This is a genomic window from Pseudodesulfovibrio mercurii, assembly GCF_000189295.2.
GTDB classification, from domain to species: domain Bacteria; phylum Desulfobacterota; class Desulfovibrionia; order Desulfovibrionales; family Desulfovibrionaceae; genus Pseudodesulfovibrio; species Pseudodesulfovibrio mercurii.
In genome coordinates, this window is sequence record NC_016803.1 from 555,355 (window position 1) to 580,330 (window position 24,976).

24 protein-coding genes are annotated in these 24,976 nt (G+C 63.8%); 16 read left to right on the forward strand and 8 right to left on the reverse strand.

Going from position 1 to position 24,976, the window contains the following annotated elements; genetic code table 11:
* Positions 1–29: 29 nt before the first annotated feature.
* The 7 genes from rpoD to rsmA all read right to left on the reverse strand — a co-directional run bounded on the left by rpoD (position 30) and on the right by rsmA (position 8,211).
* Positions 30–1,781, reverse strand: coding sequence for an RNA polymerase sigma factor RpoD (gene rpoD / locus DND132_RS02600; RefSeq protein ID WP_014321151.1), 1,752 nt, complete (start codon positions 1,779–1,781; stop codon positions 30–32).
* Positions 1,768–3,519 (reverse strand): DNA primase, encoded by a 1,752-nt coding sequence (gene dnaG, locus DND132_RS02605; RefSeq protein ID WP_014321152.1) that lies wholly within the window; start codon positions 3,517–3,519, stop codon positions 1,768–1,770. Before dnaG ends, rpoD begins: the two co-directional genes overlap by 14 nt.
* A 21-nt stretch (positions 3,520–3,540) precedes the next feature.
* The gene (locus DND132_RS02610; RefSeq protein ID WP_014321153.1) at positions 3,541–5,835 is read right to left on the reverse strand and encodes an endonuclease MutS2; all 2,295 of its coding nucleotides are present in this window, start codon (positions 5,833–5,835) and stop codon (positions 3,541–3,543) included.
* Positions 5,836–5,858: 23 nt separating this feature from the next.
* Positions 5,859–6,305, reverse strand: a complete 447-nt coding sequence (locus DND132_RS02615; RefSeq protein WP_014321154.1) for a GatB/YqeY domain-containing protein — start codon at positions 6,303–6,305, stop codon at positions 5,859–5,861.
* Positions 6,306–6,308: 3 nt separating this feature from the next.
* The gene (rpsU, locus tag DND132_RS02620; protein WP_014321155.1) at positions 6,309–6,509 is read right to left on the reverse strand and encodes a 30S ribosomal protein S21; all 201 of its coding nucleotides are present in this window, start codon (positions 6,507–6,509) and stop codon (positions 6,309–6,311) included.
* Between the two features lie 371 nt (positions 6,510–6,880).
* Positions 6,881–7,153: an HU family DNA-binding protein gene (locus tag DND132_RS02625; protein ID WP_014321157.1), complete on the reverse strand. Its 273-nt coding sequence runs from the start codon at positions 7,151–7,153 to the stop codon at positions 6,881–6,883.
* A gap of 275 nt (positions 7,154–7,428) precedes the next feature.
* Entirely contained in the window at positions 7,429–8,211 is a 783-nt protein-coding gene (gene rsmA, locus DND132_RS02630) for a 16S rRNA (adenine(1518)-N(6)/adenine(1519)-N(6))-dimethyltransferase RsmA (protein ID WP_014321158.1), read from the reverse strand.
* 113 nt (positions 8,212–8,324) lie between these two features.
* Between rsmA and DND132_RS02635 the strand changes: the two genes are divergently transcribed.
* From DND132_RS02635 to prfB, 9 genes are all read left to right on the forward strand, one after another.
* Complete coding sequence (locus DND132_RS02635) at positions 8,325–8,846, forward strand: adenine phosphoribosyltransferase (RefSeq protein WP_014321159.1); 522 nt, start codon at positions 8,325–8,327, stop codon at positions 8,844–8,846.
* 12 nt (positions 8,847–8,858) lie between these two features.
* Complete coding sequence (gene mtnP, locus DND132_RS02640) at positions 8,859–9,617, forward strand: S-methyl-5'-thioadenosine phosphorylase (RefSeq protein ID WP_014321160.1); 759 nt, start codon at positions 8,859–8,861, stop codon at positions 9,615–9,617.
* 3 nt (positions 9,618–9,620) lie between these two features.
* Positions 9,621–10,970: an amidohydrolase gene (locus DND132_RS02645; RefSeq protein WP_014321161.1), complete on the forward strand. Its 1,350-nt coding sequence runs from the start codon at positions 9,621–9,623 to the stop codon at positions 10,968–10,970.
* A gap of 129 nt (positions 10,971–11,099) precedes the next feature.
* Positions 11,100–11,387, forward strand: a complete 288-nt coding sequence (locus DND132_RS02650) for a PxxKW family cysteine-rich protein (protein ID WP_014321162.1) — start codon at positions 11,100–11,102, stop codon at positions 11,385–11,387.
* Between the two features lie 100 nt (positions 11,388–11,487).
* Positions 11,488–12,711 (forward strand): M20 family metallo-hydrolase, encoded by a 1,224-nt coding sequence (locus DND132_RS02655; RefSeq protein WP_014321163.1) that lies wholly within the window; start codon positions 11,488–11,490, stop codon positions 12,709–12,711.
* 15 nt (positions 12,712–12,726) lie between these two features.
* Entirely contained in the window at positions 12,727–14,610 is a 1,884-nt protein-coding gene (mnmG, locus tag DND132_RS02660) for a tRNA uridine-5-carboxymethylaminomethyl(34) synthesis enzyme MnmG (protein ID WP_014321164.1), read from the forward strand.
* A gap of 130 nt (positions 14,611–14,740) precedes the next feature.
* Positions 14,741–15,562: a hemolysin family protein gene (locus tag DND132_RS02665; RefSeq protein ID WP_014321165.1), complete on the forward strand. Its 822-nt coding sequence runs from the start codon at positions 14,741–14,743 to the stop codon at positions 15,560–15,562.
* 3 nt (positions 15,563–15,565) lie between these two features.
* Complete coding sequence (gene lnt / locus DND132_RS02670) at positions 15,566–17,083, forward strand: apolipoprotein N-acyltransferase (RefSeq protein ID WP_014321166.1); 1,518 nt, start codon at positions 15,566–15,568, stop codon at positions 17,081–17,083.
* A protein-coding gene (gene prfB / locus DND132_RS02675) for a peptide chain release factor 2 (RefSeq protein WP_014321167.1) occupies positions 17,083–18,202 on the forward strand; the annotation gives its coding sequence in 2 pieces (ribosomal slippage) (positions 17,083–17,157 and positions 17,159–18,202; 1,119 coding nt in all). The genes lnt and prfB overlap by 1 nt, the downstream gene beginning before the upstream one ends.
* On the opposite strand, the gene DND132_RS18645 is transcribed toward prfB, so the two are convergent.
* Positions 18,174–18,593: a hypothetical protein gene (locus DND132_RS18645; protein ID WP_238528313.1), complete on the reverse strand. Its 420-nt coding sequence runs from the start codon at positions 18,591–18,593 to the stop codon at positions 18,174–18,176. The two genes, prfB and DND132_RS18645, sit on opposite strands and share 29 nt — an antisense overlap.
* On the opposite strand from DND132_RS18645, the gene DND132_RS18650 reads away from it, so the two are divergent.
* The 7 genes from DND132_RS18650 to DND132_RS02710 all read left to right on the forward strand — a co-directional run bounded on the left by DND132_RS18650 (position 18,592) and on the right by DND132_RS02710 (position 24,930).
* Positions 18,592–19,032 carry a GGDEF domain-containing protein gene (locus tag DND132_RS18650; protein ID WP_238528370.1) on the forward strand — a complete coding sequence of 147 codons (441 nt, stop codon included), beginning with the start codon at positions 18,592–18,594 and terminating at the stop codon, positions 19,030–19,032. The two genes, DND132_RS18645 and DND132_RS18650, sit on opposite strands and share 2 nt — an antisense overlap.
* Positions 19,033–19,044: 12 nt before the next feature.
* Positions 19,045–19,854 (forward strand): MinD/ParA family protein, encoded by an 810-nt coding sequence (locus DND132_RS02685; protein ID WP_014321168.1) that lies wholly within the window; start codon positions 19,045–19,047, stop codon positions 19,852–19,854.
* A 137-nt stretch (positions 19,855–19,991) separates the two neighbouring features.
* Positions 19,992–20,267, forward strand: a complete 276-nt coding sequence (locus tag DND132_RS02690; protein ID WP_014321169.1) for an HU family DNA-binding protein — start codon at positions 19,992–19,994, stop codon at positions 20,265–20,267.
* Between the two features lies 1 nt (position 20,268).
* Positions 20,269–21,129: a UshA-like (seleno)protein family 2 gene (locus DND132_RS02695; RefSeq protein ID WP_476643946.1), complete on the forward strand. Its 861-nt coding sequence runs from the start codon at positions 20,269–20,271 to the stop codon at positions 21,127–21,129.
* A 49-nt stretch (positions 21,130–21,178) separates the two neighbouring features.
* Positions 21,179–22,060 carry a 4-hydroxy-tetrahydrodipicolinate synthase gene (gene dapA / locus DND132_RS02700; RefSeq protein WP_014321171.1) on the forward strand — a complete coding sequence of 294 codons (882 nt, stop codon included), beginning with the start codon at positions 21,179–21,181 and terminating at the stop codon, positions 22,058–22,060.
* Between the two features lie 245 nt (positions 22,061–22,305).
* Entirely contained in the window at positions 22,306–23,475 is a 1,170-nt protein-coding gene (locus tag DND132_RS17500; protein WP_014321172.1) for a GAF domain-containing protein, read from the forward strand.
* Positions 23,476–23,772: 297 nt separating this feature from the next.
* Positions 23,773–24,930, forward strand: coding sequence for an ABC transporter substrate-binding protein (locus DND132_RS02710; protein WP_014321173.1), 1,158 nt, complete (start codon positions 23,773–23,775; stop codon positions 24,928–24,930).
* The last annotated feature ends 46 nt before the right edge of the window (positions 24,931–24,976 follow it).

Below are 24,976 nucleotides of genomic sequence, written 5' to 3' on the forward strand. Positions count from 1 at the left end.
GCGAGGTGCTTCCCGGCCCTTTCGGTTGGCTAATTCTCGAAGTAGGACCGAAGCAACGCGCTGCGCACGGGGTGGCGCAACTTGCGCAGGGCCTTGGCCTCGATCTGGCGGATGCGTTCGCGGGTGACGTTGAACAGCTTGCCGACCTCCTCCAGGGTGTGGTCGGATTTCTCGCCGATGCCGAAGCGCTTGCGCAGGACCTGCTCCTCGCGCGGGGTCAGGTCGGACAGAACCGAGGCGATCTGCTCGCTGAGCTTGGTGGAGACCACTTCCTCGGCGGGCGCGGTGGCCTTCTTGTCCTCGATGAAATCGCCCAGGCTGGAATCTTCCTCGTCGCCGATGGGGGTCTCGAGGGAAATGGGTTCCTTGGCGATCTTGAGGACCTTCTTGACCTTCTCCAGCGGGTAGTCCATGCGCTCGGCGATCTCCTCGGGAGACGGGTCGCGGCCGAGCTCCTGCACCAGGTAGCGCGAGGTGCGGATGAGCTTGTTGATGGTCTCGATCATGTGCACCGGGATGCGGATGGTCCGGGCCTGGTCCGCGATGGCGCGGGTGATGGCCTGGCGAATCCACCAGGTGGCGTAGGTCGAGAACTTGTAGCCGCGCTGGTACTCGAACTTGTCCACGGCCTTCATCAGGCCGATGTTGCCCTCCTGGATCAGGTCCAGGAACTGGAGGCCGCGGTTGGTGTACTTCTTGGCGATGGAGACCACCAGGCGCAGGTTGGCGCGGATCAGCTCCTGCTTGGCCTGCATGGCGGTCTGGTTGCCGGACTTGATGCGCCACAGGACCTCTTCCAGGTCGTGCACGGAGTGGCAGCACTTGTCCTGGAGCCGGTGCATGATCTCCAGCTTGCCCGCGAGCATTTCCTTGAAGGAGAAGAACTCCTCCACGGTCATGCCGAGCTGTGTGGAGGCGGCCACCGGGTTGATGGACCGGGCGTCCACCTGCTGGAAGAGCTCCTCGATCTCGGCCTTGGTCTTGCCCACGGACAGGACATAGGCGGACAGGTCGCGCTGACAGTTGTGCATCTGGCGCACGTAGTCGTTGACCGTCTCGATGATGCGGTCGATGAGCGTCTTCTCGAGCTTGATGTCGCGCAGCCGGGTGACGATCTCCTCCTTGTAGCTGAGGATCTCCTGCTGCACGCCGTACACGCGCTTGTCCAGGCAGGCGCAGTAGTCGAGCTTCTCGTAGATTTTCTTCTTCTTGTGGTAGAGCTTCTTGACCTCTGCGAGCAGGAAGATGACCCGCTGGCGCTGGTTCATCTCATCCTCGGACGGATCGTCCTCCTCGATGGTCTTGACCACGTCCTTGAGCTTGATGCGGCCGTCTTCCAGGTCCTCGCCCACGGAAATGAGCTCTTCCACGGCCACGGGCACCTCCACCAGGGAGTAGAGGACGTCCATCTCGCCGTTTTCGATCTTCTTGGCGATGACCACCTCGCCCTCGCGGTCGAGCAGCGGCACGGCGCCCATCTCGCGCAGGTACATGCGCACGGGATCGGTGCTGCGCGAGGCGTATTCCGAGGAATCGTCGTCGGCGTCGTCGAACTCCAACTCCTTGTCGTCGTCATCGTCGGTCAACTTCTTGTCGGAATCGTCCGAGTCCACCAGGGCGATGTCCATCTGGTCGAAGATGGCGTGGATTTCCTCGAGCTGGTCGGGGCTGTTGTAGTCGGAAGGCAGGGCCTTGCTCAACTCTTCGTATGTCAGGAATCCCTTTTTCTTACCTTCGGCGATAAGAGCTTTGATCTGTTGGATTTCCTTAATGTTGCTCATCGTCCCTCCTGCGGGAGTCCTTCATGGCCAGCAGCTGCATGGCCCGTTCCGTGTCCCCGCTCTGCTGTGCCTGGCGTATGGCCTCTGTGAGCTGGCGCTTGTCCAGCTTCTGCTGCTCAAGCGCGATCGTGTGACAAATATGATTCCATTCCTCCAGCAAATCCCGGCCGGAGAGGACGTTCTCATGCAGTTCTTCGCGGCACCGGAAGTAGAAGCCCTTTTCCTGTTCGTTCAGCAGGCTCGCGATATGGCCTTGCTGCGTTGTTTCGAGCTTCTCCCACAGCGCCCTCGCCCATTCGGTGCGAAGAACCTGGGTCATTCCCCTTTTGGCCAGTTCCGTCACATAGTCCGGATACTGGATCGAAAACCGTAAAAAATACCGATCATCCGCAAAGTCCTTGCCGACGCCCATGGCCGGTTGCGGCTCGGCTCGCATCGTCTGTCGGGGCTGATGCCGTGGATTGCGCTGTTGGGGTGCCGCTGCACCCGCGTCGCGCCTGAAGTCAGCCTCGGACAATCCGAGCCCGGTCACCAACCGGGGCAGGTAATACGCCCGCAAGGACGCGTCGGACAATTCCGACAGAAAACTCTTGGCCCAAGCCATGATATCCCTGGGGGCGTACTCCTCCCGCAGGGTGTTCATGCAAAACGTCAAACCGTCCGGGGCCTCGTTCAGGCAGACCTCGAACCCCTCCGCTCCCCTGGTCTGGAGCAGGCTGTCCACGTCCTCGCCGTCCGGCAGGAGGACCGCCCGGCAGGCCACGCCCTGGAGCAGGATCATCCTGCTCGACTTCATGGCCGCCTTGTGTCCCGCTCCGTCGCCGTCGAAGACCAGATCGACGCGCGAACAGAAACCGGCCAGCCGTTTCACCTGATCGGCCGTCAGGGCCGTGCCCAGGACGCCGCAGGAGTCGGTGTAGCCGAACTGGTGAAGCGATATGACATCCATGTATCCTTCGGTCAGGATGGCCCGCTTGGTGCGGGTCATGGTGGACCGGGCCAGATTGAGCCCATACAAGTGGTCGCCCTTCTTGTATATCGGCGTATCCGAGCTGTTCAGATACTTGGGTTCTCCTTCAGTAATTATTCTGCCGCCAAAAGCAATAACCCGGCCGGACAAATTTTGGATGGGAAAGATCAATCTTCCCCGGAACCGGTCGTAGATATTGTTTTTTTCATTTTTAGACAAGAGCCCCGCTTCCACCCCGTCCTCGGGGCTGCGGCCCTTGGTGCGCAGAAAATTGTCCAGTCCGTGCCAGTCCTCCGGGGAATAGCCCAGGCCGAACTTGGCGATCATCTCCGGGGTCATGCCCCGGTTGGCGAGGTAGCGGCGGCACTGGTCCCCGGAGGCCAGGGACAGGTTGCGCTGGAAGAACTGGTTGGCCTCGTCGTGCATGTCCATGAGCAGCTGCTTGCGCGCCTTGCGCTCGGCGGCGTGCGGGTCGCTCGGCACGTGGCTCAGCTCCACCCCGCACTCGGCGGCCAGCTGTTCCAGGGACTCCTTGAATTCCAAGCCGTTGATGCGCCCGTAAAAATCGATGACGTCGCCCGACGCCTGGCAGCCGAAGCAGTAGAAGAAGCCCTCCTCGTCGTTCACGGACATGGACGGCTTGGTCTCCTGATGGAAGGGGCACGCCCCCATCCACCGGCCGGAAACCGGTTTCAGGTCAACATACCGGCGCACCACGTCCGAGATATTGATCCGGGCCTTGACGGCCTCGATGCCACTTCTGTCCACCAAACGCCTCCGGGCGATGCGCTACTTGAGCGTTACCTCGGTCATGCCGTCCCCGCCCCGGTCCTCCGGGGCCAGGGTGAAACTCTCCACCGCCGGATAATACTTGAGGAACTCGTGCACCTCGCGCCTGAGCGCCCCGGTCCCCCGGCCGTGCACGATCTCCATCTTGCCCGCGCCCTTGCGCAGGGCGTCGTCCAGGGCCCGCTCCAGCTCGCTCAGGGCCTCGTCGGCCCTGCGTCCGCGCAGGTCCACCTCGATCACCAGTTCGCTCGGGGCCGGAAGCTTGGGCCCGGCGGGCCTGGCGTTCCACGACGGGTCGTCGGCCGGGCCGAGATGCTCGGCCTTGACCCACATGGCCACGCCGCCGATGTCCACCTTGGCCTGCTTCTTCTTCTCGTTGATTTCCAGCACCGTGCCCGACTTGTTCCATGCCGGATACGACACTTTCTTGCCCGGGACAATATCCGCGAAGGAAAAAACGGGTTCCTCCTTGCGTTCCGGGATGATGTCCTCGATGCGCAGGCGGGCCTGGTGGAGCTTCTTGCGCGCCTCTTTCTGGCCGATGCGCTCGGTCTTCCACTGCTTGACCACTTCCTGGGCCTTGGCCTGAACGTCCTTGAGGATCTTGGAGCGTTCCTTCTCGAACTTTTGCTCAAGGGTGGCCCGCTTCTTCTCGATGCGGGCGTGCTCCGCCTCGATGGCGTCCAGTTCGGCCTCTTTCTTCACGGCCATGGCGTTGAGACGGTCCAGCACGGCGGAGGTGTCCGAACCGTCCAGCAGGAGATATTTTTCGGCCCGTTCCAGGATGGCGGCGGGCAGGCCGTGCTCGCGGGCCACGTCCAGGGCGATGGACGCGCCCACCTGGTCGTAGGCCAGGCGAAAGAGCGGCTTCTTGGTGCTCGGGTCGAAGAGCACGCTGGCCGCGCGCACACCCTTGGTGGCCATGGCGTAGGCCTTCAGCGCCGGGAAATGGGTGGCCGTGAACGCGGTGGCCCGCTTTTCCAGCAGGGAGTCGATGACCGCCTGGGCCAGGGCCGCGCCCTGGGTGGGGTCCGTGCCCGCGCCGAACTCGTCGAGGATGAACAGGGAGCGGTCGTCCACCTTGTCCCAGACCCGCCGCAGGTATTTGATTTGGGCGGTGAAGGTGGAGACGTTCTCCTCCAGGGACTGCTCGTCGCCCATGATGACGAAGATGTCGTCCCACAGGGGCAGGCGGCTGCCCTCCGCGGCCGGGACCGGCAGGCCGGAAAAGGCCATCAGGCCGATGAGGCCCACGGTCTTGAGGCAGACGGTCTTGCCGCCCGCGTTGCCGCCGCTGACGATCATGGCCCGCTGGCCTTCCAGCAGCTCGATGTTCACGGCGTGGACCGCGTCGTCGGTCAGGGCCAGGAGCGGATGGCGGGCCTTGAGGAGCTTGGGCGCGCCCTCCTCGACCACCTCGATGGTCCGGCCGTTGTAGGCGTCGGCCAACCGGACCTTGGCCGTGAGCACGTCCAGGGTGACCAGGCCGTCGTAGGCCCCGCGCACCGCGTCCCCCTCCTGGCGTACCAGGGAGGTCAGGTATTGCAGGACCTTGTATTCCTCGGCCCGCTCCTCGCGCTTGAGTTCCTGGAGCTTGTTGTTGGTCTCCACCAGGAAGATGGGCTCGAAGTAGCAGGTCTCGCCGGTCTGCGAGTAGTCGTGGATGATGCCTTTGGTCTTGTTCTTGAAATTCGCCTTGATGGGCAGCACGTACCGGTCGGACGAGATGGTCATGAACTCGTCCTGCATGGCCGATGCCATGTTCTCCTGGAGGATGAAGTCCTTGACCCGCTTGGTACAGCGCTGGTGAATGGCCCGAATCTCCTGGCGCACGGTCAGCAGGTTCGGGGAACTTTCGTCCTTGATCTGTCCTTCGGCGTCCAGGCAGCGGGTGATGCCGGACACGGTCTTCTGGGGCCAGGGGTAGGCGAAGAGCTCGTCGCGGAGCACGTCGAAGCCGCGTTCCTCGAAGCCGGACAGGGAGTCGCGGGCGTCGCGGGCCAGGTCCAGGATGACCTTCAGGGCGAAGAGCGCGTCCTGGTCGAGCACGGCCAGCTCGCTGTCCAGGTGCGGAAAGATGCCGCCCACTTCGGGAAAGGGGCGCATGCGGAAGCCCGACTCGCGCACCCAGGCCGCGCCCTGGTCGAACAGGGTCCCGGCCCGGCGCACGGCCGGAAGGGTGTCGTGGGGGCGGATGGCCAGGCACGCGGAAGCGCCGGGTTCGGACACGGCGAAACCGGACAGTGCCCCAAGAATCTTGGGGAACTCCAATACCTGGAATGTTCTGGACTCCATGGATGAGCCGGGGGGTTCGAGAGTTAGGAGAGCTTGGCCCTGACCAGCCCGCTGGCCTTTTTGCCGTCAACCTGTCCCTTGTGCGCCTCGAGCACGGCCTGCATGACCTTGCCCATGTCCGCCATGGAGGCGGCCCCGACGTCGGCGATGGCCTTGTCGATGGCGGCCGAAAGCTCCTCGTCGGACAGCTGCTTGGGGAGATAGACTTCGAGGGCGACGAGTTCGTCGGCCTCGACACGGGCCAGGTCGTCCCTGCCCGCCTTGGTGTACTGGTCGAAGGAGTCCTTGCGCTGCTTGACCTGTTTGGCGACGAGATCAAGGACGATCTCGTCGGACAGGTCCTGGCACTTGTCCTCGACCATACGGTTTTTAATGGCCGTCTTGAGATGCCTCAAGACGGCCACTTTTACCGTAGCTTTGGCCTTATAGGCCTCTATGTAGTCTTTGTCTATTTGCTTGGACAGACTCATAATCTACATGCTGCGAATCTTGCGCATCTTTTTGGCAAGCCTTTTCTTGGCGGCAGCTTTCTTTTTCTTCTTCTGCACGCTCGGCTTCTCGTAGTGCTGGCGTTTCTTCAACTCGGACAGAATTCCGGCCTTCTCCACCTGCTTCTTGAAGCGACGCAGGGAGACGTCGAAATTGTCATTTTCGTCAAAATACACTCCGGGCAATGAAAATCACCTCCTCGGTGAACCGCCCGCTCTCTTGGCGGGCCAGCGAAATAAGAGAAACTACATATATACAAAAAAACGAAAAGGCAACCGAAAAATGTGGTCGAAAACGGAATGCCTGGTCCGCGAAAAAAGGCCCGTCCGGCAGTACCCGGACAGGCCTCTTCGATGCAGTCGGTCGATGATTAGTGTCCTGCCTTTTTCGCGTCCCGGAGGGACTGGAGGACCGTAACCGTCAGAGCGACGCCGAGGACGCCGAGGACGATGTACAGGACACCGAAAAAGACGAAATGATCAGGCATCCACCAAGGGAGGTCCATGGGCAGCGGGCTGTGAACGGTTTCACCGTGAATCATCGTTATCTCTCCAAATTATTTGACGGCGTCTTTGAGAATCTTACCGGGACGGAATTTGACGACCTTGGTCTCGGGGATCTTGAGTTCGAGACCGGTGCGGGGGTTGCGTCCGACGCGGGACTTGCGGAGCTCCACCATGAAGGTGCCGAAACCGGTCAGGGTGAGCTTGCCCTCGGAGACCAGGGTGCTTTCCACGGTCTCGAGGAACGCATTCAGGGCGCGTTCGGCGTTCGCTTTGGTCAGGTTGGCCTTTTCCGCGATTTTGACAACCAATTCAGCCTTTGTCATCAGTCCTTCCTCCTCGGTGAAATAATTACCTGATGGTATTTGTTAAAGTGCAGCCAGAGCGCAAAATGCACTCGCACTTTGTTTCCGTCACCAACTCACCTCTTGGCCTTTAAATGAACTTTTGTCCCGTGTCCAGCCCGAGCATTGAAAAAAAACGAAAAAACCTACGCTATATGGCGCTTTCGGGGCATTTTGCACCCTCGGATTCGGGCCTGAAAATCCGGTTTTCCCCTCGCCAGAGAGCAGGGATTGCACGGTCTTTGTGAAAATATGGACTAATAGATTAAGGAAAGCGCACGGAATTGTGTCGGCGTGAGGTTTTCCGGCCTGAGCGACGGACTGACGCCCTCCTCCCGGAACCACTGCTCCACCGCCGGGGTCATGCGCTTTTTCAGGATGGTGGAAATCTGCTTGCGCCGCTGCTGGAAGAGCAGCTTGATCAGCTCCGCCAGCCGGTCCGGGTCTTCGGGACGGGCCCCCGCGGGCAGGGGATCGAAGCGGACCACGGCGGAATCGACCTTGGGGCGCGGCCGGAAGACCGTGGGCGGCACCTTGAAGAGATAGCGCGTGTCGCTGAAGTTCCGGACCCAGGCGGTCAGCCCGCCGTAGGCCTTGGAACCGGGCTCGGCGGTCAGCCGCAGGGCCACCTCGTGCTGGACCATGAAGACCGCCCGTTCCAGGGTCTCGACCCGGCTGACGATGTCCCAGATGAGCTTGGAGCCCACGTTGTACGGGAGGTTGCCGATGATCCGGACCGGTCCCTCCGCATTCAGCTCCGCCCAGGGGAACTTCAGGGCGTCGGCCCGGATGACCTCGAGGTCGGGCCAGCGTTCCTCGAGCCGGTCGGCCAGGTCGTCGTCCATCTCCACCACCCGCAGGCGCGCCCCGGTCTCGACCAGGTGTTCGGTCAGGGCGCCCTGCCCCGGACCTATTTCTATAATAGACGCGCCGGGCGTGGGCGCCAGGGCGTCCACGATCTTGCGGCAGATGTTCCGGTCGGTCAGGAAGTTCTGGCCCAGGCTCTTCTTGGCCCGGTGGGGCTGGTCTCTATGCGCCATGCGTGTTCTCCGTCGTCAGGGGATAGCGGAACCCGGTCCGGCTGGCAACAGCATTGACACCATCTCCCCGGAAAACGTATGAATCCCCGGTATCCGTTCCATGAGGAGGACCCATGAACCTACGCCATTACGTGCGGGACATCCCGGACTACCCCAAGAAGGGCATCACCTTCTTCGACATCACGCCCATCCTGAGCACGCCCAAGGCCTTTCGCTACGTCATCGACCAGCTGTACGAGAAGTACAAGGACTGCGGCGCGGACAAGATCGTGGCCGCCGACGCCCGGGGATTCATCTTCGGCGCGCCCCTGGCCCTCAAGATGGGCATCGGCTTCGTGCCCATCCGCAAGCCCGGCAAGCTGCCGTACAAGAACCGCTGCGTGACCTACGACCTGGAATACGGCTCGGACACCCTGTGCATGCACGTGGACGCCATCGAACAGGGCGACAAGATCCTGATGATCGACGACCTGCTGGCCACGGGCGGCACGGCCGAGGGCATGATCAAGCTGATCCGCGAGGCGGGCGGCGAGATCGTGGGCGCGGGCTTCGTCATCCAGCTCTCCTTCCTGGACGGCGACGAGGTCATGCGCGCGGCCGACGTGAAACATGATTTCCTGATCGGAATCGATTAACCGGGAGCGATCATGAGCAAAACCGGCAAGATCGGCATCATCGGCGGCAGCGGCCTGGACGATCCGGACCTGTTGCGAGATGCCCGCGACGTGGAGATGGGCACGCCCTACGGCAAGCCCTCCGCCCTGCTCAAGGAAGGGACCATCGAGGGCCGCGAGGTGGTCCTGCTGGCCCGGCACGGCCGCGAGCACACCATTCCGCCCACCTTCGTCAACTACCGGGCCAACATCAAGGCCCTCAAGGACATCGGCTGCGACCGCATCCTGGCCACCACGGCCTGCGGCTCCCTGCGCGAGGAGATCGGCCGGGGCGACCTGGTCATCCTGGACCAGTTCATCGACTTCACCCGGCGCCGGCAGGTCTCCTTCTTCGACGAGTTCGAGCCCCACGGCGCGGTGCACACGGCCATGGCCGACCCCTTCGACGCGAACCTGCGCGGCAGGCTCAACGGGGCCTGCGACAAGCTCGGCCTGACCCACCACAATACCGGCACGGTCATCACCATCGAGGGCTCGCGCTTTTCCACCCGGGCCGAGTCTAACATGTTCCGCATGTGGGGCGCGGACGTCATCAACATGAGCGTGGCCCCGGAGTGCCTGCTGGCCAACGAGGCGGGCATCCCATATGCGGCCGTGGCCATGAGCACGGACTACGACTGCTGGAAGACCGACGAGGCCCCGGTGACCTGGGACGAGATTCTCGAGGTCTTCAGGGGCAACGTGGAAAAGGTCACCTCCCTGCTGGTCGAGGTCATCCGGGAGTTGGACTAGGCCATGCACGCATCCGACTTTACCGCGACCGCGCCCCTGGCCTGCGACCTGCTGGTCCGGGCCGACGCGGTCATCACCCAGGACGACGAGCGGCGCGTCCTGACCGACGCCGGGGTGGCCGTGGCCGACGGCCTGGTCCTCGAGGTGGGCGACTACGCCGACCTCGACGCCCGGTACGAGCCCGTCCAACGGCTGGACATGGCGGGCAGGATGCTCCTGCCCGGCCTGGTCAACGGCCACACCCACCTGCCCATGACCCTGCTGCGCGGCTTTGCCGACGACCTGCCGCTCATGGACTGGCTTCAGGAGCACATCTGGCCCGTGGAGGCCCAACTGGACGAGGAACTGCTCGGCATCGGCGCGCGGCTCGGCTGCGCGGAACTGATCCGTACCGGGTGCACGGCCTTCCTGAACGGCTATTTCCACGAGCACGTCACGGGCGAGGCGGCCTCGGCCTGCGGTCTGCGCGCGGTCCTGGGCGAGGGATTCTTCGCCTTCCCGTCCCCGTTCTTCCCCACGGCCGAGGCGTGCTGGGAGACCATCCGGACGCTTCAGGCGCGTTTTGCCGACGACCCGCTGGTGCGCACGGCGGTCACGCCCCACGCGGCCTTCACCGTACCGCCGGAGCTGCTCGAGGCGAGCTACGAGCTGGCCGAGTCCCTGGACATCCCCTGGCAGACGCACCTGGCCGAATCGCCCACCGAGACCTCGGTCTGCCTGGGCAAGTACGGCATGCGCCCGGTGGAGATCCTGCGCACCCGCGGGCTGCTCTCCCCGCGCGTGACCCTGCACCACTGCGTGGACGTGGACGAGCGGGAGATCGCCCGGCTGGCCGCGTCCGGGGCCAACGTGGTCCACAACCCGGCCTCCAACCTGAAATTGTGCTCGGGCATGTCCCCGGTGCAGGACCTGCTCGACGCCGGGGTTAACGTGGGACTGGGCACGGACGGCGCGTCGAGCAACAACCAGCTGAACATGTTTCGCGACATGGGGCTGGCCGCCCTGGTCGGCAAGGTCCGCCACGGCGACGCCTCGGCCGTGGGCGCCCAGACCGCCCTGGACATGGCCACCCGCAACTCGGCCCGCTGCCTGGGCTGGCCCGAGCTGGGCCGCATCGAGGCCGGATACCCGGCGGACATGATCGCCCTGGACCTCTCCTCGCCCAACCTCATGCCGGTCTTCAACCACGTGTCCCACGCGGTCTACGCGGCCACGGGCATGGAGGTCTGCATGACCATGGTGGCGGGCGAGGTGCTCTATCTCTATGGCGAGTTCCGGACCCTGGACGTGGGCGGGCTGCGCCGCGAGGCGGCCAGGGCCGCGAAATGGGTCCGGCGGGCCTCCGGAAAGTGAAAAAGAACCGCAAATAGCTTGACAACACCCGCCCCTGGTGCATATCGAAGTCTGCTCTTGCACCGATATGAAAATTCGTATGCCGCTGGCATCCCGTGAGCCGCATTATTTTTAGGAGGAAGGCACGACATGGCCAAGAAAAAAGGAATCGTTACCCTGGAAGGCGCCGTCAAGACCGCTGAGGGTCTGAGCTACAAGGGCGTCATTCTGGAACCCGTTGTGGAGAAGTGTGAAGGCTGCGACCGCAGCGTTTCCTTCGAGGACACCGACTACTGCCCGACCTACGCCCAGCCCGCCCGCAAGTGGGCCCACGGCGTGTGCAACTTCGCCACGCACGTGCGCGCCGAAGTGGACAAGGCCGGCAAGGTCAAGGTCAACCCGCTGAAGGCTTCCAAGCGCGCCGCGCGCGGTCGCTAGATCACGGCAAGCAGGAAAGGCGGGGCTGGTCCCCGCCTTTTTTTTGTTTGTATGCTCCGGTTTTTGGGCTAGTTTCCACGAAAACGACATCGGAGGTTCCATGGACGCGCTCTTTTCCGAACTGGACCGCCAGACCGAGGCGGTCGTCGAACTGCAGACCAGACTGACGGCCATTCCGGCCCTCGGACCCCGCAACGGGGGCGAAGGCGAAAAGGCCAAGGCCGACTTCCTGCTCGGCCATCTCCAATCCATGGGTATCCGGGACATCCGCGAGTTCAACGCCCCGGACCCGGACGTGCCCTGCGGCTACCGCCCCAACATCGTGGCGGTCGTCCCCGGCAGGAACACGGAAAAGACCCTGTGGGTCATATCGCACATCGACGTGGTCCCTCCGGGAGACCTCGGGCTGTGGAATTCCGATCCCTACGTGGTTCAGCGCGACGGCGACACCCTGGTCGGCCGGGGCGTGGAGGACAACCAGCAGGGCATGGTCTCCTCGCTGCTGACCGCCAAGGGGCTGCTCGACCTGAAGATCACCCCGGAGATGAACTACGGCCTGATCCTCGTGTCCGACGAGGAGACCGGCTCGGGCTTCGGCCTGGACTACATCGTTCGCGAGCACGAGGACCTCTTCGGCAAGGACGACCTCTTCCTGGTCCCGGATTCCGGCGAACCCTCCTCCGAGATGGTCGAGGTGGCCGAAAAGTCCATGTTTTGGGTCAAGATCACCGTGATCGGCAAGCAGTGCCACGCCTCCACCCCGGACCAGGGCGTCAACTCCATGTTCCCCAGCGCGGAGTTCATCCTGCGCATCAAGGAGTTGGAGACCCTGTACCCGGCCGAGGACGCCCTGTTCAGCCCGCCCCGCTCCACCTTCCAACCGACCATGCGCGAGGCCAACGTGGCCAACGTGAACACCATGCCCGGCCGGGACGTGTTCTACGTGGACTGCCGGGTCATGCCCCAGTACGACCTGAACGACGTACTCGGAACCATCCGGGCCATTGGCGCCGAGGTGGCGGCCAAGTACGGCGTGACCGTGGAGTGCGAGCCGATCATGTGGGAGCAGGCCGCACCGGCCACCCCGGCGGACAGCGAGATCGCGGTCCGGACCATGGCCTCGGTGCGCAGGATCTACCACAACAATCCGCATACCGTGGGCGTGGGCGGCGGCACCGTGGCCGCGTTCCTGCGTCGCAAGGGCTACGACGCCGTGGTCTGGTCCACCCTGAACCACAACGCGCACCAGCCCAATGAATGGTCTTCCATCAAGAGCACCATCGGCGACGCCAAGGTCATCGCCGACATGCTCCTGACCCGGTAGACCCCGCGGGGAGCCATGCAGCGCAAGCAACCCATTCCGGCCGAGTTCGACCTCATCGTGGTCGGCGCGGGCCATGCCGGGTGCGAGGCCGCCATGGCCTCGGCCCGGCTGGGCCTCAAGACCCTGCTGCTGACCATCAACGTGGACCGCATCGGGCACCTCTCCTGCAACCCGGCCATCGGCGGCCTGGCCAAGGGCCACATGGTCAAGGAGATCGACGCCCTGGGCGGCATGATGGGGCTGTGGGCCGACGCTGCGGGCATCCAGTTCCGCATCCTGAACACCCGCAAGGGCCCGGCCGTGCGTTCGAGCCGGGCCCAGATCGACCGCGCCGAATACATGCGCGTGGTCCAGCGCTCGGTATTCAGCCAGGAGAACCTGTGGGTCTTCCAGGACATGGGCGCGGCCGTGCTGACCGAGAACGGCGCGGTCAGCGGCCTGCGCACGGAGCTGGGCGAGGTCTTCCCGGCCCGGGCCGTGCTCCTGACCACCGGGACCTTCCTGCGCGGGCTCATGCACATCGGTCTGGAACACTTCAGCGGCGGGCGCATGGGCGATCCGGCGGCCAACTCCCTGTCCGCCAGCCTGCGCGAGCTGGGCTTCGACCTGGGCCGCCTCAAGACCGGCACCACCCCGCGTCTGCTGCGCGACTCCATCGATTTTTCGGCCATGCAGGAGCAGCCCGGCGACGACCCGCCCACGCCCTTCAGCTTCCGCAACAGGACCGTGCCCCTGCCCCAGGTGTCCTGCTGGCTGACCTACACCAACGAGCGGGCCCACGAGGCCATCCGCTCGGGCTTCGACCGTTCGCCCATGTTCACCGGAATCATCGAGGGCACGGGCGCGCGCTACTGTCCGTCCATCGAGGACAAGGTGGCCCGGTTCCCGGAAAAGGACCGGCACCAGATCTTCGTCGAACCGGAGGGGCTTCACAGCCCGGAGATGTACCCCAGCGGCATCCCCACCAGCCTGCCCTTCGACGTGCAGAAGAAGATGATCCGGGCCATCCGGGGGCTGGAGAACGCCCAGATCGTCCGGCCGGGCTATGCCATCGAGTATGATTTCGTGCCGCCCACCCAGCTCAGGCCCACCCTGGAGACCAAGGCGGTCCCCGGGCTTTACTGCGCGGGCCAGATCAACGGCACCTCGGGCTACGAGGAGGCCGCCGCCCAGGGGCTGTGGGCCGCGCTCAACGCGGCCTGCAAGCTGCTCGGCCGCGAGCCGTTCCTGCTCTCCCGCGACCAGGCGTACATGGCCGTGCTGGTGGACGACCTGGTGACCAAGGGCACCGAGGAGCCCTACCGCATGTTCACCTCCCGCGCCGAGCACCGGCTGCTCCTGCGCGAGGGCAACGCGGACGAACGGCTGACCCCGGTGGGCCGGGACCTCGGGCTGGTGGACGACGACCAGTGGCGGCTGTTCACGGCCAAGCAGGAAAAACTTCAAGCGGTGCTTGAAGCCATGCACTCCATCCGCATCCGCCCGGACGCCGCCACCCGCGAGACGCTTGAGTCCATCGGCGCGTCCGTGCCGGGCAAGGCCGTGGAGCTGGCCTCCTTGCTGCGCCAGCCGCAGATGGACATTGACCGGCTGGCCGTGTTCTGCCCGGAACTGGCCGGACTGGACCGCGAGGTCCTGTGCGAGGCCGAGGTGCAGGTGCGCTACGAGGGGTACCTGGTCAAGCAGGAGGAGCTGGTGGCCAAGTTCAAGTCCCTGGAGGACAAGGTCCTGCCCGAGGACCTGGACTACGGATCGGTCTCGGGCCTGACCCGCGAGGTGGTCGAGAAGCTGTCCCGCATCCAGCCCCGGACCCTGGGCCAGGCCGGACGCATCTCCGGCGTCACCCCGGCGGCCCTGGCCTGCCTGGAAATCCACCTGAAAAAACTCGGCCTATCGTAACAATCCCCCGGCCGCCGTCGGTTGACAGGGTGTCACAGTCTGTCTAAATACATGAACATCGGTGCGACGTTCGCCCGAAAAGGCCCGCGCACCGCGCATCGCTTCTGAACCCCACGAAAGGAGTCTGGTCTTGGACGAAGGATCCGACAGTCGATTTCGCAACATTTTCAAGAAAATATTCGGCAACAACGAGCACCAGATAGAGGAACACATCCTCGAGGCCAAGGCCGACGGCGAGCTGGAGAGCCATGAGGTCTCCATGCTCCTGAACGTGCTCGGCCTGGACCAGAAGCTCGTGGAGGAGATCATGGTCCCGCGCACGGACATGGTCTGCGCCGACGCCTCCAGCACCGTCAAGGACGTGGCCGAGCTCATCGTCAATCAGGGCGCCCACTCCCGCATCCCCATCTATCAGGACAACAAGGACCACATCTTCGGCCTGGTCCACGCCAAGGACCTGCTCGAGCCCCTGCTCAACGGCCAGGCGGACCGGTCCGTGGTGGAACTGCTGCGCCCCGCCTTCTTTGTGGCCGAGGACAAGCCCCTGGACGAGGTCCTGGCCTATTTCAAGAAGGAAAAGCTGCACATGGCCGTCGTCCAGGACGAATACGGCGGGACCTCGGGCATGGTCACCATGGAGGACGTGCTTGAGGAGATCGTCGGCGACATCTCGGACGAATACGACGAGCAGCGCCCGGACGAGATCCAGGACTATTCGGACGGGACCTTCGTGGTCTCGGGCCGCGCCCCGCTGGAGGACGTCAACCGCAAGTTCGGCCTGGACCTGGAGAGCGAGGAAGTGGACTCCATCGGCGGCTACATGGCCGCCCTGGCCGGGCGCATCCCGGACCCGGGCACGCTGTACACCTTTTCGGGCTGGCGGTTCACGGTCATGGAGGCCGACGAGCGCCAGATCTGGACCATCAAGGTCGAGCCCCTGGGGACCGAGTAGGCCGTGCTCAAACTGGTGCTTCTCGCGACGTTGGGGGCCTGGATCGGGTTCGCCAACCCGCTGTTCCATTTCCCGCCAGCGGTCCTCGCTTTCCCCCTGGGGCTGGCCTGGATCGGTCTGCGCGCCGTGTCCGGCGGCCGGGCCTTCCGCTTCGGCTGGCTGGCCGGGACCCTGGCGGCCACGGGCTGCTTCTACTGGATGGTCATCCCGGTGCAGATCTACGGCGGGCTGCCGTGGTACGTGGCCCTGCCCTGCCCCGTGCTCCTGGCCGGGTTCATCGGCCTGTATTTCGGCCTGTTCGCCTACGCCATGCATTTCGCGGGCAAGCGCATCGACGGAATGCCCCTCTGCCTGCTGGCCGGGTTCGCCTGGGCGAGCATGGAGATGCTCATGGGCTCCGTGTTCTCGGGCTTCCCATGGATGAACCTGTCCTCGGCCTTCGCGGCCTGGCCCTTTGCCGTGCAGGGGGCTTCGGTCATCGGGGCCTACGGTCTGTCCGGCCTGTACACGGCCCTGGCCGTGGCCCTGCTGCTCTGCGCCACCTATCGCGGGGCCCTGGTCCTGGCCGTTTCCCTGACCGCCCTGATCGCGGGCTTCGGGTTCTGGCGCGTGTCCGCCTTCGACGTGGGCAAGCTCGACTACATGGTCACCCTGGTCCAGGGCAACGTGGACCAGGGGCAGAAATGGGATCGCGCCTACCAGGCGGCGACCGTCCGGAAATACGCCCGGCTGAGCGCCGAGGCCATCGCCCTGCATCACCCCAAGGTGGTCATCTGGCCCGAGACGGCCATGCCCTTTTATCTCCAGGAGCCGACCCCCTACCGCAAGGCCCTGGAAACCCTGGTCCATGAGACCGACACCCCGCTCATCACCGGTTCGCCCGCCTACCGCGTGACCAATACCAAGACCAACGCCTACGTGCTCTACAACCGGGCCTGGCTCATGGACACCCTGGGCCAGACCACCCAGTCCTACGACAAGGAGCACCTGGTGCCCTTCGGCGAGTACATGCCCCTGGAGGAGTGGATTCCCTTCAAGAAGCTGGTCCAGGCCGCGGGCGACTTCAAGCCGGGCCTGGACAACAGGCCGCTCAAGCTCAACGGCGTTGCGCTGGGCATGCTCATCTGCTATGAAGCCATCTTTCCGGACCTGGCCCAGCAACAGGTGGAGCGCGGGGCCAACGTGCTGGTGAACATCAGCAACGACGCCTGGTTCGGCAACACGTCCGCGCCGGGCCAGCACCTCGACCTGGCGACCATGCGGGCCGTGGAACAGGGCCGCTGGCTGGCCCGCTGCACCAATACGGGCATCTCCGCGTTCATCGACCCGGTGGGCCGCCGGGCCGCCGTGGGCAACCAGTTCCGGGCCGAGAGCCTGAGCATGAAAATCGCTGCCCTTACGGCCGATACCGTGTATCATCGCATCAACGGCTGGCTCAAGGCGTTCATCCACGTGATGACCGCGGCCGCCTTCGGCTACATTCTCATTGCGGCCGCACGAAACAAAGGAACCGTTCAATAATGTTGGAATATCCCGAGCTCAAGGCCGCCTCGGCGGACCTCATCGACCAATACGAATCCCTCTGGGGGCGTCTTTGACTACGCCGAGACCAAAACGCGCCTCGACGCGATAGAAAAGGAAATCTCCAAACCCGGGGCCTGGGACAATCCCGAGGCCCTGACCCCGCTGCTCAAGGAAAAGAGCCAGCTCTCCACCAAGCTCGAAATGTATGACGGCCTGTCCGAGGCCAAGGACGACCTGGACGCCTGGCTCGAACTGGCCCAGGAGGACCCGGACGAGGAATCGCTCAGCGCCCTGAACGCCCAGGTGGCCCTGCTTCGCGAGCGGCTGGCCGGGACCGAGCTGGCGACCATGTTCGCCTTCGAACACGACAAGGGCGACGCCATCCTCGAAATCCATCCCGGCGCGGGCGGCGTCGAGTCCCAGGACTGGGCCGAGATGCTTCTGCGCATGTACTACCGCTACGCCGAGCGCAAGGGGTTCAAGGTCACCCAGCTGGACTACCAGGCGGGCGAGGAGGCGGGGCTCAAGTCCGTGACCCTCCAGATCGAGGGGCTGTTCGCCTACGGCCTGCTCAAGGGCGAGACCGGCGTGCACCGGCTGATCCGCATCTCCCCCTTCGATTCCTCGGGCAGGCGGCACACCTCGTTCGCCTCGGTGGACGTGTACCCGGACATGGACGAGAACATCGAGATCGAGGTCAAGGACGAGGACCTGCGCATCGACACCTTCCGGTCCAGCGGGCCCGGCGGGCAGTCCGTGAACAAGACCAGCTCAGCCGTGCGCATCACCCACATCCCCACCGGCATCGTGGCCCAGTGCCAGAACGAGAAATCCCAGCACCGCAACAAGGCCACGGCCCTGCGGCTGGTCAAGGCCCGGCTCTACGAGCGGGAGCTGAAGAAGATCGAGGAAAGCCGCAGGCAGGACTACCAGGCCAAGGACGCCATCGCCTGGGGCAGCCAGATACGGACATACACCCTGCAACCGTATCGTTTGGTCAAGGACCACCGATCCAACTGCGAAAGCGGCAACGTGGACGCCTTTCTGGACGGCGATCTGGACGAAATGATCCGAAACTACCTATTATTCATCCATGCCCACGGACAAAAGCATTAAATTCCCCGAGAACGAGCTGGCCTCGGAACTGACCGCGCTCCAGGAGGAGCTGTGCGAGTTTTCCAAGCAGTCCGGCCGGGATCTCGAACACGCGGTCTGGGTCTTCCGGCTCATCCAGGGGGTCTCCTGCGAGGAGTGGGAGTCCATCGCCGCCCGGCGCGATCTCGGGCAGTGGCTCTCCCTGCCCATCAACGGCGACGCCTACCCGCAGCTGAAGCGGTTCCAGGAGACCCTGGAGCGGCTTGCCTACCAGACCGACCACGACCCGCTGACCGGGCTGGCCAATCGGCGCGCCTTCGACCGCATCCTGGACATCGAGATCGAGCGCTCCAAGCGCGCCCGCACCCCCCCTCTCCCTGGCCATCTTCGACCTGGACGACTTCAAGCGCATCAACGACACCTACGGCCACCAGAAGGGGGACGAGGTCCTGAGCACCTTTGCCGGGCACCTCAAGGCGCACACCCGGCGCTACGACCTGGCGGCCCGCTTCGGCGGCGAGGAGTTCGCCCTGATCATGGCCGGGTCCGGCCTGGTCCGGGCCCAGCGGCTCCTGGCACGGCTTCTCCAGGAGTTCAGGGAGATCGAATTCACCACCCCGGACGGCGACGGGACCTTCCACGTCACCTGCTCCGTGGGCCTGACCTGCTACAAGGGCAGCGTGAACATCACGGACAGGGAACTGATCGAACTGGCCGACGGCGCGCTCTACGAGGCCAAGGGTGCCGGCAAGGATCAGATCAAGGTCTCCAGGCTCGCCTTTGCGGACAACGTCCCCAGCGAGACCCTGGTGCACGCCAACGAAAAGCAGTTCCTGTTCGGCGGGAAATAACGGAGACGGACAATGAACCACAACAATACACTCAGTCTCTCGATCATGAGCGGCAAGGGCGGTGTCGGCAAGACCAACATCGTGCTCAACCTGGGCTACGCCCTGCACGCCATGCACATCACGTCCATGCTCATGGACTGCGACCTCGGCCTGGCCAACCTTGACGTCCTGCTCGGCATCTCCCCGGACCGCAACCTGCACGACCTGCTCCAGACCGGCGTGGACGCCGAGGACGTCCTGGTGTCCATCGAGGACGGCTTCGACATGCTCCCGGCCACCAGCGGCGTGCCCGAACTGGTGGAGATGGACGAGGACCTCCAGGACATCCTGTTCCGGAAGCTCATCACCCTGGCGGGCGAATACGACTTCCTTATGCTCGACCTCGGCGCGGGCATCAGCCACACGGTCCTGTCCCTGGCGGCCATGACCCAGCTGCGCGTGGTGGTGGTCACCCCGGAACCGACCTCCCTGACCGACAGCTACGCCATGATCAAGGTCCTGGCCACCCAGCACGACGTCCGGGACTTCCTGGTCCTGATCAACCAGGCCACCAGCGCCAAGGAGGCCAAGCAGACCTTCGAGCGGCTCAACGCGGCGTGCATGAATTTCCTGAACATCGAGCTGCGCAACCTGGGCTACGTGCACCAGGACCGGACCCTGGTTGAGTCGGTTCGGCGCCAGACCCCACTCTTGAAATTCGCCCCGCAGGCCACGGCCAGCAAGGATATCGTGGGCATCGCCAAGAAGCTCATTCGGTACCGCGAGGACAACCGGACGCGCATCGGCGGTCGCCCCATTCTGAAAAATTTTCCTTCGGAATGAAATTCGAGAAATAATGGTTGACGAAAAGAGTTATTTTTCGGCATAGTTAGTGAGAATTTCTGAACTGATTACTTTTTTGTTACCTCCCAGGGCCAATTCCGGAACCTGTGGGAAACACACGTTTCAGGGGGAACAGCATGAACAAGAGCGAATTGATCAAGGCTCTGTCAGAACAAAAGAAAATGCACGTTGACGAGGCCACCAAGGTGGTCGGCGCCTTCGTGGATTCCGTCAAGGAAGCCCTGCTTCGGGGCGACCGCGTGGAAATCCGGGGTTTTGGCAGCTTCAAGATCAAGGACTACGAGGGATACACCGGGCGCAATCCCAAGACCGGGACCGTCGTCCAGGTCCGGCCCAAGAAACTTCCCTTCTTCCGTCCCGGCAAAGAGTTGAAGGAATACATCAACCAGTAGGATGCGACGACTTTCATACTGCCTGTTTCTGGCGGTCATGGTCCTTGTGTGCGGCGACGCCCGCGCGCAGGGTTCTCTTTTGACCATCCTTTACTCGGCAAATACGTATGGCACGGTGCGGCCATGCCCGACCTGAGGCGGCAAGACCCTCGGAGGGGTGGCCCGTCGGGCCACGTATTTTATGGACGTCCCCAAAACGGACGCTCCCTTGCTGCTGGTCTCCGGCGGCTGGGAGTACATCCGTCCCAACGGCAATCCGGGGCTGGCCAAAACCATGGTCTCCCTGAGTCGGGCCTACAACGCCATGCACTACGATGTGGGACTCCTCACGGCCAGGGAGGCCAAGGCCCTTGCCGGGGACGACGTGCCCCGCTGGCCGTGGCAGAAGACGGCCGGGGAAGAGCCCTTCACGGTGCGGGAACTGCCGGACGGCCGCAAGGTCGGCTTCCTGCGTTACCCGTCCCTGCCGGACGGGGCCGACGCCCCGTCGCCTGAGCTGGCCGCAGAGGTCTCCCGCCGGGTCAAGGCGGAACGGGGCCGGGTGGACCTGCTTATCGGTCTGTGCGACTGGGGCTGGGTGGCGGAGAACGACTATCTTCGATCCAACCCGGAACAGGTCCCGGACATGCTCTTCGGCAGCGGCGGCGGGTCCGGCATCAACGGACGGGTCCTGGCCGATGGCCGGTGCCTGTGGGTCCGGCCCTACGACAGGGGCCGCAGCCTGGTCGAGATAACCGTCCTGCAATGGCCGGAAAGAGAAAATTCATTTGCCTGGGAAGAGGCGAAGAATTATACCTCGTCTTCCATAGGCATGAACGACGCGATCAAGGACAATCCGGAGATCGGGGCCCTGTTCCAGTAGGAAGGGCTGCGGATTCGGGTGGCTACGTATACTTTAGGAGGAGATGACGATGGAATTACGAGGAGCTTTCACCGCTCTCTCGACGCCCTTCAAGGATGGCGAGGTCGACGAATCGACCTACCGCGATTTCATTGAATGGCAGATCGAGCAGGGTATCGACGGGCTGGTGCCCTGCGGCACCACCGGCGAAGCGGCGACCATGTCCCACGAGGAACAGGGACGGGTCATCAAAATCTGCGTGGATCAGACCAAAGGCCGCGTGCCCGTGGTTGCCGGAGCCGGGTCCAACTCCACCAAGGAGGCCATCGAGCTGACCAAGATGGCCAGGGACGCCGGGGCCGACGCCACCCTGCAGATCACGCCCTACTACAACAAACCGACTCCGGGCGGCCTGGTGGCCCACTTCAAGGCCATCGCCGACGCGGCCCACATGCCCATGGTCATCTACAACGTGCCCGGCCGGACCGGTCTGAACTGCCTGCCGTCCACGCTGAAGAAGATCAAGGACGCCGTGCCCGAGGCCATTGCGGTCAAGGAGGCCACCGGCAACCTCTGCCAGGGCGCCGAGGTCGTGGAGCTGTGCGGCCGCGACTTCAAGCTGCTGTCCGGCGACGACTTCACTTCCCTGCCCCTGCTGGCCGTGGGCGGCGTGGGCGTCATCTCCGTCATTTCCAACATCATGCCCAAGGCCGTGAGCGCCATGTGCAAGGCCTTCTTCGACAAGGACCACGAGAAGGCCCTGGAACTCAGCCTCAAGATGGCCCCGGTCAACCGGGCCATGTTCATGGAGACCAATCCCATCCCGGTCAAGACCTCGCTGGCCATGATGGGCATCTTCAAGGACGCGCAGTTCCGCCTGCCCATCGTGCCCCTGCAGGACGAGAACAAACCCAAACTGGAAGCCGTGCTGAAAACTGCCGGTCTCTTGTGATATTTGAAGGCCTCGGCATGTGCCGGGGCCTTTTTTCGTCATCTCCCGGAAAAGGGACGGCCCGCGCCGTCCCTTTTTTGCGTCCGGCGAATGGCCTCTCGGCCTACTCGGTCTGCCTCCCGGAGGGGCCATGGACGCCCGTGCGGGTCGGCGCTGGACAGGGATGGGGTCTCCGGGGCAGTATGGCCCGTGCCGCCCGCGACCGGGGCGGCCGAAACCGACAACCGCACGCAGGTGATCCGGGCATGAAGAAACGCTGGCCCAACCCGCAGGATGAACACGGCGACATGACGCCCGAAGGAACCGGAGAAGGGGAATCCCATGTGGCCGAGCGGGTCAGGGAGCTGGAGACGGCCCTGGCCGAGAGCCGCCGGATCGGCTCCCGCTCCTACCGGGGCGAGGCCGCCTCGCTCATCGCGGACCTGTCCACCTTCCTGGCCCTGGCCAATGCCTCCATACCGGGCATCGCCCACATCGTCCTCAATTATTCCAAGCTGTTGACCGGCAGCGCCATCGGCTATGTCTCGACCATCGACCTGGAGAGCGGGGACAACATCTGCCATACCCTGACCGCCCTGTTCAGCACCGAGTGCCGGATCACGGAGACGAGCAAGAGCGTCATCTTTCCCCGGACCCGGGACGGAGTCTATCCCGGCCTGTGGGGGTACACCCTGAACACGCGCAAGGGGTTCTACACCAATGAACCGGCCCGCCACGCCTCCTCCATCGGCCTGCCCAACGGTCACTTCGCCCTGAACAACTTTCTGTCGGTTCCGGCCCTGTTCGAAGGCCGGCTGCTGGGCCAGATCGCGGTGGGCAACGCGCCTGGCGGGTTCGACCAGCAGTCCCTGGAGGACATCGAGCGGCTGGCCACCATCTACGCCCTGGCCATCGACCGGGCCAACACCGAGAGCCGCCTGCACACCGAGATCGACAAGCGCCGACAGCTGGAACGGGACATGGCCCGGACCAAGGACGGCCCGGCCGCCAGCATGGCGGAGGCCCATTCGGCCCTGGAACTGCTGCTCAAGCAGAAGGAGCAGGACCGCAAGGAGGCCGAGCGGACCCTCCTGCGCAACATCAAGGAGCTGGTCACGCCCTACCTGGAAAAGCTCGAACACACGGAGCTGACCGAACGGCAGCGGACCTACGTCTCGATCATCCGGCAGAACGTGGAGGAGATCCTCTCGCCCTTCCTCTCCAAGGCCAAGGCCATGGACATCTACCTCACACCGCAGGAAATGCAGGTCGCCTCCCTGATCCGCAAGGGGTATCAGACCAAGGACATCGCCGAACTGTTCGCCACCTCCCTGAATTCGGTCAACTTCCACCGCAAGAACATCCGCACCAAGCTCGGCCTGCGCAACCGGAAGATCAATCTCCGCGCCTTTCTCCTTTCCCTGTCCGAAGAATAACCCATTCCGGGCTGTTTTCACCCGTTTTCGCCGAAACGCCCGCCGTGGCGTCTCCCTTCCGTGCCTGCGGCTGTTTTTCCCGCCATTGCCGGTCGTAACTGGTAGTTTTTTAGGCCATTTTACCCCCACTTATCCTCATTGACTCTTTTCATATTTGGGTGTGTTTTACAAATATGGTTTATTCAAACAATTCATCAATTTTGTTCATGTCTATTTTTAACGAAATTGAAAAACGATGCCAGGCATCACGGTTTGAATAGGGCCATAATCATCAAATCGAGAGAGAGGAGGAAAAACATGAAACGGCTGCTGACCGTCAGTCTGCTGGCGGCGATGTTCCTGATGTTCGGACTTTCCGGCCTGGCCCTGGCGGAGAAGATGGAAAAGATCGGCCCCCTGGAGGACACGCTCGATATCGTGGCCTGGGCGGGCTACATCGAGCGCGGCGAGACCGACCCGGCATACGACTGGGTCACCGAATTCGAGAAGCAGTACAACTGCAAGGTGCGGGTCAAGGTCGCCGGGACCTCCGACGAGATGGTCGCCCTGATGAACGAGGGCGGCTTCGACCTGGTCACGGCCTCGGGCGACGCCAGCCTGCGCCTTATCGCGGGCAAGCGGGTCCAGGAGATCAACACGGCTCTGATCCCCAGCTGGAGCAAGGTGGACAAGCGCCTCCAGGACGCGCCCTGGCACACGGTGGACGGCAAGCACTACGGCGTGCCCTACCTGTGGGGCTCCAACGTGCTCATGTACAACACCAAGGTCTTCCCCACCCCGCCCACCAGCTGGGACGTGGTCTTCCGCGAGCAGACCCTGCCCGACGGCAAGTCCAACAAGGGCCGCGTCCAGGCCTTCGACGGCCCCATCTACATCGCGGACGCCGCCCTGTACCTGAAGAAGCTCAAGCCCGAACTGGGCATCGACGACCCCTACGAACTGTCCGAGGAGCAGTACCAGGCCTGCCTGGAGGTGCTCCGCGCCCAGCGCAAGATCGTCAACCGCTACTGGCATGACGCGTTCATCCAGATCGACGACTTCACCAACGAGGGAGTGGTCGCCTCGTCCTCCTGGCCCTTCCAGGTGAACATTCTGGTCTCCAAGGGCGAGCCCGTGGCCAGCGTCATCCCCGCTGAAGGGGCCACCGGCTGGGCGGACACGACCATGCTGCACGTCAACGCCCCGCACCCCAACCTGGCCTACAAGTGGCTGGAATGGTCCCTGAACAAGAAGCTCCAGGGCGACGTGGCCGCCTGGTTCGGCGGCGTGCCCGTCAACCTCGAGGCCTGCACCGGCAACGCCCTGCTCGGCGACGACGGCTGCAAGACCAACGGCCTGGACGACTTCGAGCGGATCAGCTTCTGGCGTACCCCGGTGTCCAAGGGACCCAAAGGCCCCTGCGTGCCCTACTACCGCTGGGTGACCGACTACATCGCCATCCTGGGCGGCCGGTAGGCCGGTTCCCGCATCCTGAACGAAACCTCCGCGGGGCGGCCGAACC

Excerpts from the sequence above, each read along its gene's own strand:
- rsmA (WP_014321158.1), bottom strand. The coding sequence starts at position 8,211 with ATGGCGCATAGAGACCAGCCCCACCGGGCCAAGAAGAGCCTGGGCCAG.
- DND132_RS02645 (WP_014321161.1), top strand. The coding sequence starts at position 9,621 with ATGCACGCATCCGACTTTACCGCGACCGCGCCCCTGGCCTGCGACCTG.
- DND132_RS02635 (WP_014321159.1), top strand. The coding sequence starts at position 8,325 with ATGAACCTACGCCATTACGTGCGGGACATCCCGGACTACCCCAAGAAG.
- DND132_RS02615 (WP_014321154.1), bottom strand. The coding sequence starts at position 6,305 with ATGAGTCTGTCCAAGCAAATAGACAAAGACTACATAGAGGCCTATAAG.
- DND132_RS02610 (WP_014321153.1), bottom strand. The coding sequence starts at position 5,835 with ATGGAGTCCAGAACATTCCAGGTATTGGAGTTCCCCAAGATTCTTGGG.
- rpoD (WP_014321151.1), bottom strand. The coding sequence starts at position 1,781 with ATGAGCAACATTAAGGAAATCCAACAGATCAAAGCTCTTATCGCCGAA.
- dapA (WP_014321171.1), top strand. The coding sequence starts at position 21,179 with ATGGAATTACGAGGAGCTTTCACCGCTCTCTCGACGCCCTTCAAGGAT.
- DND132_RS02710 (WP_014321173.1), top strand. The coding sequence starts at position 23,773 with ATGAAACGGCTGCTGACCGTCAGTCTGCTGGCGGCGATGTTCCTGATG.
- DND132_RS18645 (WP_238528313.1), bottom strand. The coding sequence starts at position 18,593 with ATGCGCTTGAAGTCGTCCAGGTCGAAGATGGCCAGGGAGAGGGGGGGT.
- DND132_RS02685 (WP_014321168.1), top strand. The coding sequence starts at position 19,045 with ATGAACCACAACAATACACTCAGTCTCTCGATCATGAGCGGCAAGGGC.
- DND132_RS02655 (WP_014321163.1), top strand. The coding sequence starts at position 11,488 with ATGGACGCGCTCTTTTCCGAACTGGACCGCCAGACCGAGGCGGTCGTC.
- DND132_RS02650 (WP_014321162.1), top strand. The coding sequence starts at position 11,100 with ATGGCCAAGAAAAAAGGAATCGTTACCCTGGAAGGCGCCGTCAAGACC.
- DND132_RS02690 (WP_014321169.1), top strand. The coding sequence starts at position 19,992 with ATGAACAAGAGCGAATTGATCAAGGCTCTGTCAGAACAAAAGAAAATG.
- mtnP (WP_014321160.1), top strand. The coding sequence starts at position 8,859 with ATGAGCAAAACCGGCAAGATCGGCATCATCGGCGGCAGCGGCCTGGAC.
- DND132_RS02625 (WP_014321157.1), bottom strand. The coding sequence starts at position 7,153 with ATGACAAAGGCTGAATTGGTTGTCAAAATCGCGGAAAAGGCCAACCTG.
- DND132_RS17500 (WP_014321172.1), top strand. The coding sequence starts at position 22,306 with ATGAAGAAACGCTGGCCCAACCCGCAGGATGAACACGGCGACATGACG.
- mnmG (WP_014321164.1), top strand. The coding sequence starts at position 12,727 with ATGCAGCGCAAGCAACCCATTCCGGCCGAGTTCGACCTCATCGTGGTC.